The following is a 12655-nucleotide window of genomic DNA, read 5'->3' on the forward strand; positions in this document are numbered from 1 at the left end:
GGGACCGGAACCATTTTGACCAGACAAAAGCACCGGGACGACGGTCAGGAAGCGGCCGCCGAGCTCTCAGTGCGGGCATTTTCAAAGAACGGGGCGATTGATGTTCGAGCGGCAGGATTTCGGGGACATGGTCGAGACGACGCCGGTGGTGGTGACGATCGCCGCGGAAGAGACCGCCGTGGTCCAGGGCGGGGAGGTCTCGATCCAGGACGCCTGGGAGCGCGTGCGCCGGCGCCTGCGGGCGGAGCTCGGCGAGGACGTGTTCTCGAGCTGGTTCGGCCGGCTGGAGATCGCCGGCATCGTCGAGGGCGTCGCCTATCTCACCGTACCCACCCGCTTCCTGAAGAGCTGGCTCGAGGCGCATTATACCGAGCGCCTGCGGGTGAACTGCATGGCCGAGCTGCCGGCACCGAACGGCGTGCTGCTCTCGGTGCGCACCGTGTCGCGCGATCCCGCCGCCCAGCCGCAGATCGAGGCTTTGCGCAGCCGCCCCGTGACCGTGGCGAGCCCCGCTCCGGCCGAGGCTGGCCGTCCCGCCGCGGTCAGCCTGCCCCAGGCCGGCGAGAACGATCTCGTCGATGCCTGCGGTACCGCGCTCGACCGGCGCATGAGCTTCCAGAGCTTCGTCGTCGGCAAGTCGAACCAGCTCGCCTTCGCCGCGGCCGAGCGCATCGCCGCCGCACCCGCCGGCCAGAGCCCCTATAACCCGCTCTATCTCCATGCCGGCGTCGGCCTCGGCAAGACGCATCTCCTGCAGGCGATCGCCCAGGAAGCGCGCCGCCAGGGCAAGCGCGTCGCCTATTTCACCGCCGACCGCTTCATGTACGGCTTCGTCGCGGCGCTGAAATCGCAGACGGCGCTCGCCTTCAAGGAGAAGCTGCGCGGCATCGACCTGCTCGTCGTCGACGACGTTCAGTTCATCCAGGGCAAGTCGATCCAGCAGGAATTCGGCCACACGATCAACGCCTTGCTCGACGCCGGCAAGCAGATCGTCGTCGCCGGCGACCGGCTCGCAGGCGAACTGGAAGCGCTCGACGAGCGCATCCGCTCGCGGCTCGGCGGCGGGCTCGTGGTCGAAGTGGGAGAACTCGACGAGGCGTTGCGCGCGACGATCCTCTCCAGCCGCCTTGAGGCGCTGCAGACCGCGCATCCGAATTTCCAGGTCAGCCCCGATGTCGTCGCCTATGTCTCGCGCGTCGTCGCGACCAATGGCCGCGATCTCGACGGCGCCGCCAACCGCCTGCTCGCCCATGCGACGCTGTCGGGCCAGCTCGTGACGCTGGAGACGGCGGAAGCGGCGATCCGCGACCTCGTCCGCACCCGCGAGCCGCGGCGCGTCAAGATCGAGGACATCCAGAAGCTCGTCGCGACGCGCTACAATGTCAGCCGCGCCGACATTCTCTCGGAACGCCGTACCGCGGCCGTGGTGAAGCCGCGCCAGATCGCGATGTATCTGTCGAAGGCGCTGACGCCGCGCTCGCTGCCCGAGATCGGCCGCCGTTTCGGCGGGCGCGACCACACCACGGTGCTGCACGCCGTGCGCAAGATCGAGAAGGCGATCAGCGAGGACCGCTCGCTGCATGACGAGGTCGACCTGCTGAAGCGCATGCTGCAGGAGTGAGCGGCCGAGAGGCGCGCTGATTTCGTCCGCGAACCCGCGGTCGTTCCGGGCAGGCCGCAGGCCAGCACCCAGAGACCACGAACACGATGCTCTCCGTCATGGTCGGGCTTGTCCCGACCATCCACGCCTGAGCTGGTCGAAACTCGTGTTCAAGACGTGGATGCTCGCCACAAGGGCGAGCATGACGGCTGGAAGAAGATTGCGCCGTCAAATGGTTGTGGTTGCCGGAGTGGGCAGGCCTTGCGCGCCTGCCCGGCGTCCGGCAATGTCGCCGGCCACTCATTCGGCTCGCGCAGCGATGCGCGGGCGGCCAGCGCCAGAAGACTAGACAATCATGAAGGTCACGGTCGAACGTTCCACGCTGCTCAAGTCGCTCGGCCACGTCCATCGCGTGGTGGAGCGCCGCAACACGATCCCGATCCTGTCGAACCTGCTGCTCTCGGCCTCCGAGACCGGCCTGCGGCTGAAGGCGACCGATCTCGATATCGAGGTGGTGGAGACGATCCCTGCGGACGCGGCCGAGCCCGGCGCCACGACCGTTCCGGCCCATACCCTCTACGACATCGTCCGCAAGCTGCCCGACGGCGCACAGGTCTCGCTGGAGACCACCGGCGATAGCGGCCTCGTGCTGCGCTCCGGCCGCTCGCGCTTCCAGCTCCAAACCCTGCCCGAGAGCGATTTCCCGGACATCACCGCGGGCGACATGGCGCATCGCTTCGTGCTGCCGGCCGGCGAGCTCAAGCGCCTGATCGACAAGACCCAGTTCGCGATCTCGACCGAGGAGACGCGCTACTATCTCAACGGCATCTACCTGCACACGATCGATGTCGATGGCCACCCGGTCCTGCGCGCCGTCGCGACCGACGGTCACCGTCTCGCCCGCGTCGACACCGCCGCGCCGAAGGGCTCGGTCGGCATGCCCGGCGTGATCGTGCCGCGCAAGGCGGTCGCCGAGATCCAGAAACTGCTGGAAGACGGCGAGAGCGAGGTCGCAGTCGAGCTCTCCGGCTCGAAGATCCGCGTCGCCACCGCGAGCGTCGTGCTGACCTCGAAGCTGATCGACGGCACCTTCCCGGACTACCAGCGCGTCATTCCCAGCGGCAACGACAAGCGCCTGACCGTCGACAAGGGCGATTTCGCCGCGTCGGTCGACCGCGTCTCGACGATCTCGTCGGAGCGCGGCCGCGCCGTGAAGCTCTCGATGGCGGATGGGCGCATGACGCTCTCCGTCACAAACCCGGATTCGGGCTCGGCGACCGAGGAGATCGAGGTCGATTACGAGGCGAGCCCGCTCGATATCGGCTTCAACGCCCGCTACCTGATGGATATCGCCGCGCAGCTCGACGGCGACACCGCCCTGCTCAAGCTCGCCGATCCGGGGTCGCCGACCGTGATCCAGGATCGCGAAGGGGCCTCCGCGCTCTATGTGCTGATGCCGATGCGCGTCTGATCGGGCGCATCTGTCGTTCTCTGACGGAACTCTGCCGTCATTCCGGGGCAAGCGCACAGCGCTTGAGCCCGGAACCCAGAACCGCTGACGCTAGCGGAGAGGGCGGTAAGGAGTCAGCATTTTCATCGGAGGGCATCGGTTCTGGGTTCCGGGCTCGTGCCTTCGGCCCGCCCCGGAATGACGGCGGAGGTTCCGCCAAGACCGTAACGCGGCCGGATCGCATCGGCCCGGAGGAGTTGTCCGTTCCGTGACGGCCGTTGCGCGCCTGATCCTGCAGGACTTCCGTTCCTACGAGGCCCTCGATCTCCCGGTCGAGGGCCAGATCGTTGCGCTGGCGGGCGAGAACGGAGCCGGCAAGACCAATATCCTCGAAGCGCTCTCGCTGTTCACGCCGGGGCGGGGCTTACGCCGCGCCGAGATCACGGCGATGGCCCGGCAGGGCGGCGACGGCTCCTTCGCCGCCTCGATCACGCTCGCCGACGAGGCGGGCCGGCTCGGCATCGGGCTGGGACCGCTCGACCCGGAAGGGCGCCGGCCAAGGCTCGCCCGCATCGACGGCGCCACTGTCGGCTCGGCGCTTGCCTTCAGCGATTATCTGCGCGTGGTCTGGCTGACGCCCGATCTCGACGGGCTGTTCCGGAGCGCTGCCGGCGACCGGCGCCGCTTCCTCGACCGGCTCGTGCTGGCGATCGACCCGAGCCATGCCGCGCGCTCGAACGCGCTGGAACGTGCCTTGCGCTCGCGCAACCGCATCCTCGAGGAGAGCCCCCATCAGAGCCAATGGCTCGACGCGGTCGAGCGCGAGGTCGCCGAGCTCGGCGTCGCGGTCGCGGCAGCCCGGGCCGAGACCGTGGCGCGGCTCTCCGCCATCATCGCCGAGACGCGCGACGAGACCTCGCCCTTCCCCTTCGCCGATATCGCGCTCTCCGGCGAGATCGACGCGCTGGTCGCGCGCCTGCCGGCTGTCGATGCCGAGGACGCCTATCGCGACCTGCTGCGCCAGGGCCGCCAGCGCGACCGCGCAGCCGGGCGCACGCTCGCGGGGCCACAGGCCTCCGATCTGGAGGTCCGGCACGGACCGAAGGACATACCCGCAGGCCAGGGCTCGACCGGCGAGCAGAAGGCGCTCTTGATCGGGCTCGTCCTCGCCCATGCCAGGCTGGTCGCGGCGATGAGCGGCATCGCCCCGCTCGTTCTGCTCGACGAGATCGCCGCCCATCTCGATCCGCGTCGGCGTGGGGCGCTCTACGAGGGGCTGACCGGGCTCGGCTGCCAGGTCTGGATGACCGGGGCCGACGCCGCCCTGTTCGGCGACCTGCCGGCCGGCGCGCAGCGCTTCGCGGTCACGCCGGGGCGGATCGATCCGCTCGATTGATCGGTCAGGCCACGGCTTGCGATGGGACGGAACCAGCCTGTTGCTGCTAAACTCTGCCGGATTTTACGCGGGAACCACGCCGTCATCCCGGACGGAGCGAAGCGGAGATCCGGGATCCAGGCCTGAGCCTTCTTCGGAAGTGCTCCGGCATGGATCCCGGGTCAAGCCCGGGATGACGATGTGGTTCCGCGCAGAATCAGCACGCTCCAGATATTGGGAGTCCCGCATGGACATCGCCAGCCTTGCCCTGTTCGCCGGCGTTTATTTCCTCGCCGTCGCCTCGCCCGGCCCGGCGATCGCGGCCCTGGTCGCGCGCTCGCTGTCCTCGGGTTTCCGGCGTTCGCTGCCCTTCCTCGCCGGCATCGTCGCGGGCGATCTCGTCTGGTTCACGCTCACGGCGCTGGGCCTGAGCGTGCTGATGCAGAGCTTCCACGGCGTCTTCGTCGCGATCAAATATGCCGGCTGCGCCTATCTGCTCTATCTCACCTGGAAGGCCTGGACAGCTCCGGCCGAGGCACCGAAGCCGTCGACCGCCGCGCGCGGCGAAGGCATGCGCCTTTTCCTCGGCGGCATCGCGCTGACGCTCGGCAATCCCAAGGTCATGGTCTTCTTCCTGTCGATCCTGCCGCTGGTCATCGATCTCAACGCGATGAGCACGCTCGCCTTCGTCGAGGTCGCCGCGCTGATCGCCCCGATCATCACGGGGACGCTGATGGCCTATGCCTATGCGGCCGACCGGGCGCGGCGGCTCGTCGCGAGCCCGCGCGCGATGCGCTGGATCAACCGCGCGACCGGCGGCGTGATGGCGGGCGCTGCCGCCGCGATCGCGACGCGGAGCTGAACGGTCTTGGCGCTGGCGGCGGGACTCATCGATCTCGGCTTCGCGCTGTTCCATGCCGCGTTCCGAAAGCTGTTCGGCTGGCCGGAGCGGCTCGCGCCCTCGGGCAGCCTGAACACGGCGATCACGCAGACGCTCAACGCGATGCTGATCTTCGTCTTCCTCGCCTATGGCGCGACCCTGATCTGGCAGGCCGGGCAGGGCAATGTGCATCCCGTTCTGCCGTTGGTGGGGGCCGCCTTCTGGGGCTTACGGCTTACGCTGCAATTCATCTGGTTCGACCTCAAACCCTGGCCGTCGAAGCTGATCGCGGCAGTTTTCGCGGTGACCGCGGTGGTTCATCTGCTGGCCATCAGCATCTGAAACCCGTCAAACCTCCGCGCCGTCATCCCGGACGCAGCGCAGCGGAGATCCGGGATCCATGCCTGAACCTCGATCGGCAGCGTTCCGGAATGGATCCCGGGTCAGGCCCGGGATGGCCGCGTGTTTCCGAGGGACATCGATACAGGCCTTGGGCTCTAAAGGCTGGCCAAGCGCCGCCGGCTGCGGCACACCCCTTGTCCATGTCGCCATCCCGCGAATCAGACGCCCGCGCGATTCTCAAATCGGTCTGGGGCTATGACGATTTCCGCCCCGGCCAGTGGGAGGTGATCGCGGCCGCGCTCGCCGGCGAGGATGTCTTCGCGGTGATGCCGACCGGCTCCGGCAAGTCGATGTGCTACCAGCTCCCGGCGCTGGTCGCGGGCGGACTGACGCTGGTCGTCTCGCCGCTGATCGCCCTGATGCGCGACCAGGTCGGCCAGCTCGTCCGGGCCGGCGTCCCGGCCGCCTCGCTCAACTCGATGAATACCGAGGACGAGGCGGCGCAGGCCTGGGACAAGCTGAATTCCGGCGATTTGCGCCTGCTCTTCGTCTCGCCCGAGCGTCTGGCGGGCGAGGGCCTGGTGTCGCGTCTGAAGCGCCTCGGCGTGACCCGGCTCGCCATCGACGAGGCGCATTGCGTCTCGCAATGGGGGCATGATTTCCGCCCGGAATATCGTCTCCTCGCCAAGACGCGCGAGGCTTTGGGCGGCGTGCCCGTCACGGCGCTGACCGCCACCGCCGACCGGCAGACCCAGGCCGATATCGCCCAGCAATTGTTCCCGCAGCCGCCGCGGATGGTGGTGCATTCCTTCGACCGGCCGAACCTGAAGCTCGCCTTCGCGCCGAAGGAGCAGCCGCGCCGCCAGATCGACGATTTCCTGCGCCGCCACCGCAACGGCTCCGGCATCGTCTACTGCTCGTCGCGCAGCAAGACCGAGCGCCTCGCCACGGCACTCAGCGAGAAGGGCTGGAACGCCCTGCCCTATCATGCCGGGCTCGAACAGGAGACGCGCAACCGCAACCAGGACATCTTCCTGCAGGAGGACGGCGTCGTCGTCTGCGCCACCATCGCCTTCGGCATGGGCATCAACAAGCCGGATGTCCGCTTCGTCGTCCATGCCGACATGCCCGGCTCGATCGAGGGCTATTACCAGGAGATCGGCCGCGCCGGGCGCGACGGGCTGCCCGCGGATACGTTGACCCTCTACGGCGTCGACGACATGTCGCTCCGGCGCCGCCAGATCGACGAGAAGCAGATCGACGACGAGCGCCGGCGCATCGAGCACAAGCGCCTCAACGCGATGATCGATCTCTGCGAGAACGCTTTGTGCCGGCGCAGCGCGCTGCTCGCCTATTTCGGCGAGGAGACGCCGCCCTGCCGGCATGGCAACGCGCCGTTCCGCTGCGATCTCTGCGGCACCGAGGCGCCGGCCCTGCAGGACGCGACGCTCGATGCGCGCAAGCTGCTCTCGGCAGTGATCCGCTCCGGCGAGCGCTTCGGCGCCGGCCATCTCGCCGATATCCTCACCGGGACCACGACCGAGGTCATCCGCCGCCAGAACCATGACGGCCTGAAGACTTTCGGCGTCGGCGCCGACAAGCCGAAGGCCGCCTGGATGGGGCTGACGCGCAAGCTCTTCGCGGCCGGCGCGCTCGCCGAGGCCAGCGTCGAGCATGGCGGCTTCCGCCTGACGCCCAAGGGCGAGGACATCCTGTTCGGCCGCGAGGAGATCGCGCTCAGGGCCGATCCCTTCGCGGAGCGGCGCTCCCGCCGTTCCGAGCGCGATGCGGCCCGCGCCGACGGGCTCGACGAGGGCACGGCCGGCCTGTTCGAGCATCTGCGCAAGCTCCGGCTCCAGATCGCCCGCGAGGAGGGCGTCGCGGCCTATATCATCTTCACCGACCGGACCCTGATCGCGATGGCGCGCGAGCGGCCGCTCGGGCTGGAGGAGATGCGGGCGATCGAAGGCGTCGGCGAGCGCAAGCTCGCGCAGTACGGCGAGGCCTTCGTCGAGGCGATCTCGGAGTTCCGGGGGTAGGCGGGCTGCCTTCTGCAGCCGTCATTCTCGGGCGCAGCGAAGCGCAGACCCGAGAATCTCGCCCCGGAAGGAGACCGGAGCCTCCATCGGCATGAGATGCTCGGGTCAAGCCCGAGCATGACGGCAAGCTGGGAAGACGGCGACAGAACACGCCTCCACGCGCACGCACGCGTAGGCGCGTGAAAAAGCCATCGTCTCACCCTATATTGTCGTTTCGAATCAGGATCATCGCGGGCGCTCGCTCGCCCGCTCAGGAACCATTTCATGACCGACGCCGCCCTCAGCGCCCAGCCCGAAGACTACGGCGCCGATTCCATCAAGGTTCTCAAGGGCCTGGACGCGGTGCGCAAGCGGCCCGGCATGTATATCGGCGACACCGATGACGGCTCCGGCCTGCATCACATGGTCTACGAGGTCGTCGACAACGCGATCGACGAGGCGCTCGCCGGCCATGCCGACCTCGTCACGGTGACGCTGAATGCCGACGGATCGGTCACCGTCAGCGACAACGGACGCGGCATCCCCACCGATATCCACAGCGAGGAAGGCATCTCGGCGGCCGAGGTCATCATGACCCAGCTCCATGCCGGCGGTAAGTTCGACCAGAACTCCTACAAGGTCTCGGGCGGCCTGCACGGCGTCGGCGTCTCCGTCGTCAACGCGCTCTCGGTCTCGCTCAAGCTGCGCATCTGGCGCGGCGGCAGCGAGCACTACATGGAGTTCCGCCACGGCGACGCGGTCGCCCCGCTCGCCGTCGTCGGCCCGCAGGGCGACAAGCGCGGCACCGAGGTGACCTTCCTGCCCTCGCAGGAGACCTTCACCATGGTGGAGTTCGACTACAAGACGCTGGAGCACCGCCTGCGCGAGCTCGCCTTCCTGAACTCGGGCGTGCGCATCATCCTGACCGATGCGCGCCATGCCGAAATCGTGCGCGAGGAGCTGATGTACGAGGGCGGCGTCGAGGCCTTCGTGCGCTATCTCGACCGGGCCAAGTCGGCCGTGATCGAGAAGCCGATCATGCTGACCTCGGAGAAGGACGGCATCACAGTCGATGTCGCGCTGTGGTGGAACGACAGCTACCACGAGAACGTGCTCTGCTTCACCAACAACATCCCGCAGCGCGACGGCGGCACCCATCTCGCTGGCTTCCGCGCCGCGCTTACGCGCCAGATCACCGGCTATGCCGAAAGCTCCGGCATCTCCAAGAAGGAGAAGGTCTCGCTCACCGGCGACGATTGCCGCGAGGGCCTGACCGCGATCGTCTCGGTCAAGGTGCCCGATCCGAAGTTCTCCTCGCAGACCAAGGACAAGCTGGTCTCGTCCGAAGTCCGCCCGGTCGTCGAGAACGTCGTCAACCAGGCGCTGTCGGAATGGCTGGAGGAGCATCCGGGCGAGGCAAGGACCATCGTCGGCAAGGTGGCGGAAGCCGCCGCCGCCCGCGAGGCCGCCCGCAAGGCGCGCGATCTCACCCGCCGCAAGGGCGCGCTCGATATCGCCTCGCTCCCGGGCAAGCTGGCCGATTGCCAGGAGCGCGACCCCGCCAAGTCCGAACTCTTCATCGTCGAGGGTGACTCGGCCGGCGGCTCCGCCAAGCAGGGCCGCGCCCGCGAATACCAGGCCGTGCTGCCCCTGCGCGGCAAGATTCTGAACGTCGAGCGCGCGCGCTTCGACAAGATGCTCTCGTCGGATCAGGTGGGAACGCTGATTACGGCGCTCGGCGCCGGCATCGGCCGGGCGGATGCGGAGCAAGGCGGCTTCAATCTCGCCAAGCTGCGTTACCACAAGATCATCATCATGACCGACGCCGACGTCGACGGCGCCCATATCCGGACCCTGCTGCTGACCTTCTTCTACCGGCAGATGCCGGAATTGATCGATGCCGGCCATCTCTTCATTGCCCAGCCGCCTCTCTACAAGGCGAGCCGCGGCAAGAGCCATGTCTATCTCAAGGACGAGCGGGCGCTGGAGGAATACCTCGTCGACTCGACGCTGGACGGCGCCACCTTCCGCACCAGCGAGGGCGTCGAGCGCGGCGGCGCCGACCTGCGTGCCCTGATCGAAGAAGCCCGCAACGTCCGCAACGCGCTGGCCCAGCTCCATTCGCGCTATGACCGCCGCATCGTCGAGCAGATGGCGATCGCCGGCGTGCTGCACCCGATCAGCGAGGATGACGAAGCCAAGGCGACCGAGGCGGCGGCTACGATCGCCCGCCGGCTCGACGCGGTCTCGGACGAGCTCGAGCGCGGCTGGGAGGGCAAGGTCAGCGAGGGCGGCTTCGTGTTCTCGCGGATGATCCGCGGCGTGAAGCAGGCGGCGACGATCGATGCCGGCCTGCTCGCCAGTGCGGAAGCCCGCAAGCTTCACGCGGCGGCGGCCTCGCTTCAGGAAGCCTATGCCAAGCCCGGCGTGCTCGCGCGCAAAGGCGACGACTTCACCGTCAACGGCCCGAGCGACCTGTTCGACGCGGTCTCTGCCATCGGCAAGAAGGGCGTCTCGCTGCAGCGCTACAAAGGCCTCGGCGAGATGAATCCGGACCAGCTCTGGGAGACGACGCTCGACCGCGACGTGCGCTCGCTGCTGCGCGTCAAGAACGACCAGAACGACGAAGCCGACGATCTCTTCGTCAAGCTGATGGGTGATGTGGTCGAGCCGCGGCGCGAGTTCATCCAGACCAATGCGCTGAACGCGACGGTCGATATCTGACCGTCATCGCATGATGTTATTTCACAGTAAAGAGTGACTCTACACAGTAGAACCGTGACTCGATGATCACAGAACCATGACTCAAGCCGATGCTCAACCCCTTCAATCGGCGAAGGTTAAATTGCGACAACCATGGGATCGAGTGGGCGGCGAAAATTATCCAACGCATAGTTCAGCGGAGGCCGGGGAAACCCTTCGGACTCCGCTTTTTTGATTGGAGAGCTTGCTGCGTTTGCGAATCTTCGATTGCTCAGCAAAACCGCTAGCAATTGGCGAAGCGGGCGTTGTTGATGTTCCTAAGGTACAGGGTCTAAGCGGACGCCACCGGCGCCGTCAAAGCCGACTTGCCCAGGTCGGACGGTGTGTGACGCTTGCCCTGGACGCGGAACAGCACGACCGTCTTCTCGATCGAACTGTCCGCCACGGTTCGATGGTGAACTGAGATCTGATCCCGGATGTCGGGCTGGGCGCCCTTCCTGTCGAAAAGTTCGAGCACCATCAGAATGGCAAAGCTGACATTGGTGCTCTGATAAGCGATCGCTTGGGGTCCGTACTCGTCGACGAGCTGATCCGATGACCGTTTGGGGAACGATCGTTTGAGCTCGGCGGTGGTTTTCATCCACCGGAATGTGAACAGGACATCGACCCGCCCTCCGCCCAAATCCCTCGCTTCTGGGATGCAAATCTGCGCAAGCGCCGAGCCCATGAGGAAATTGATGAAGTCGTGCTGGAGATCTGCTTCCAGCGGAGGGTTATCTGTGTTGCGGTTGAACAGGTAGGCAACCAAGGGAAAGGTCGCGACACTTAAATCGTGACGCGCGACGAGGAAGCGGGTCGTATGCAGTAGGACTACGTCAAAGAACCTCCGAGCGTCCTCGTGCTTTGCGTAGTCGCCATTCTCCATGAGCCCGGCGGTTGCGGCCTCCAGAACCTCAATGCAGCTCCGGGATGCTGTCTCATTCAAGATCGATAGGGCGTCCGCCTCGATCCGCGCAACGATCGTCGCCTGTTCGCTCGCCGGAAGGCGCTCAATGATGGCGGCGGTCGGTGAGCTGCCGACCACCGCCCCCGAAGGGCGGTGTGAAACGAGGTCTTCTCGGGCGCGGGTGACCAGCTCTCGGAGCGCGTCTGCATCCGGCAGCAAGTCAGACGACGAGTTCTCGGCGATCCATAGTTCCAGAATATCGAGAGAGCGGAGCTCCTTTTGCATGCTGCCGACGATCCGCGGCCGCAGCAACTCCTCGAGGCCGCCAGCAGTGTTCCGTCGAAACATGCTCCGACTGGCGGTGTAGATCGAAAGGAGCTCGTCCTCCAAGGTGGCAGCAATGCTGATCCAGGCGGAGCGGGACAGCTTGCTCACCAAGCTTTCAAGCCGCAGCGCGAGCGACGACCAGTGGACGCGCTCGCTATCCTTGACCGACAGCCATGAGCCCGTCTCCGCATCGCGATCTGATCGCATCAGATAGGCCGCGTACTCGAACGCGGCATGCTGGATCGCATCGACGTAGGTGGCCAGATCGCCATCCTGACCAGTGTGGAAATCGACCAGCACGTCGAGGCAGCTTCTGTAGAGCTTGGCATCAATGCGGCTCTCGGAGGCCTGTTCCGCGCGCTCGAAGAAGAGTTGCGCCTGACTAAATCCCGATAGGGCGGCTTCCGGAGTCGTTGCCTCCATGCCAGCACGAAGAGCGTCGAGGCCAAGTTCGAAAAGCGCTTCGTCCATCGCCTCCTCGACGTTCACGAGACGCGTCAGGAGCTCCCTCAATTCCTCAAGGGGGGTGTGTGCGTGGATTGCGCCTGCGATACGCGCTGCATGGCGCAGATAGTTGCCGTCATCGGTTGCTTCGAGGCTGATGAGATCGGCTTGCAGGCGCAACCTCAATCCGGCTTCGCTTTGGGCGAGGATCATTGCCGCCTTGAGTGCCTGCGAGCGCACCCCGTAGTGATCCGACACATTCGCCGCGCGCTTTCGAAAGGCCTCGCCGACCGCCTTGCGGCTAGATGGAGCGATCAGCCCTCCACGACCAAGCCATGACGCGATCTCCATCATGGGGAGAACGTCAGTCATCTGGATTGCTGTCAGCAAAGCCTTCTCTGTCAGGTCGGCGCGAGGGTGGGATGCGAGAGCCGCGAACAGCTCCGCCTCCTCCACCTTGCCGGTACGCGCACTCAACGCCAATGCGACATCGTCGGCCGAGGAGTTGCCGAAGTCGAACCGGGCTCCTGCGATCAGAAGCCCGTCAAGGAGAGCGTCGGTTGCCACGGT

8 protein-coding genes are annotated in these 12655 nt (G+C 66.5%); 7 read left to right on the top strand and 1 reads right to left on the bottom strand.

The genetic code is table 11. The features are described from left to right. The first annotated feature begins 100 nt into the window (after window positions 1-100). From dnaA to gyrB, 7 genes are all read left to right on the top strand, one after another. Window positions 101-1621, top strand: coding sequence for a chromosomal replication initiator protein DnaA (gene dnaA / locus OCUBac02_RS00005; protein WP_244639035.1), 1521 nt, complete (start codon window positions 101-103; stop codon window positions 1619-1621). A 334-nt stretch (window positions 1622-1955) separates the two neighbouring features. After that, window positions 1956-3071, top strand: coding sequence for a DNA polymerase III subunit beta (dnaN, locus tag OCUBac02_RS00010; protein ID WP_047580428.1), 1116 nt, complete (start codon window positions 1956-1958; stop codon window positions 3069-3071). A 247-nt stretch (window positions 3072-3318) separates the two neighbouring features. After that, on the top strand, window positions 3319-4446 hold the full coding sequence (gene recF / locus OCUBac02_RS00015) for a DNA replication/repair protein RecF (RefSeq protein ID WP_173042967.1): 1128 nt from the start codon (window positions 3319-3321) through the stop codon (window positions 4444-4446). 226 nt (window positions 4447-4672) lie between these two features. After that, window positions 4673-5287: a LysE family translocator gene (locus tag OCUBac02_RS00020; RefSeq protein ID WP_173042968.1), complete on the top strand. Its 615-nt coding sequence runs from the start codon at window positions 4673-4675 to the stop codon at window positions 5285-5287. A 6-nt stretch (window positions 5288-5293) separates the two neighbouring features. Further along, window positions 5294-5647 (top strand): hypothetical protein, encoded by a 354-nt coding sequence (locus OCUBac02_RS00025; RefSeq protein ID WP_173042969.1) that lies wholly within the window; start codon window positions 5294-5296, stop codon window positions 5645-5647. A 200-nt stretch (window positions 5648-5847) separates the two neighbouring features. After that, window positions 5848-7686, top strand: a complete 1839-nt coding sequence (gene recQ / locus OCUBac02_RS00030; RefSeq protein ID WP_047573760.1) for a DNA helicase RecQ — start codon at window positions 5848-5850, stop codon at window positions 7684-7686. Between the two features lie 264 nt (window positions 7687-7950). After that, window positions 7951-10389 (top strand): DNA topoisomerase (ATP-hydrolyzing) subunit B, encoded by a 2439-nt coding sequence (gene gyrB / locus OCUBac02_RS00035; protein WP_173042970.1) that lies wholly within the window; start codon window positions 7951-7953, stop codon window positions 10387-10389. Window positions 10390-10699: 310 nt separating this feature from the next. Here gyrB and OCUBac02_RS00040 read toward each other — a convergent pair whose 3' ends face one another. Further along, on the bottom strand, window positions 10700-12652 hold the full coding sequence (locus OCUBac02_RS00040; RefSeq protein ID WP_173042971.1) for a hypothetical protein: 1953 nt from the start codon (window positions 12650-12652) through the stop codon (window positions 10700-10702). Window positions 12653-12655: the final 3 nt, after the last annotated feature.

The organism is Bosea sp. ANAM02 (assembly GCF_011764485.1).
In the GTDB taxonomy this organism is placed as follows: domain Bacteria; phylum Pseudomonadota; class Alphaproteobacteria; order Rhizobiales; family Beijerinckiaceae; genus Allobosea.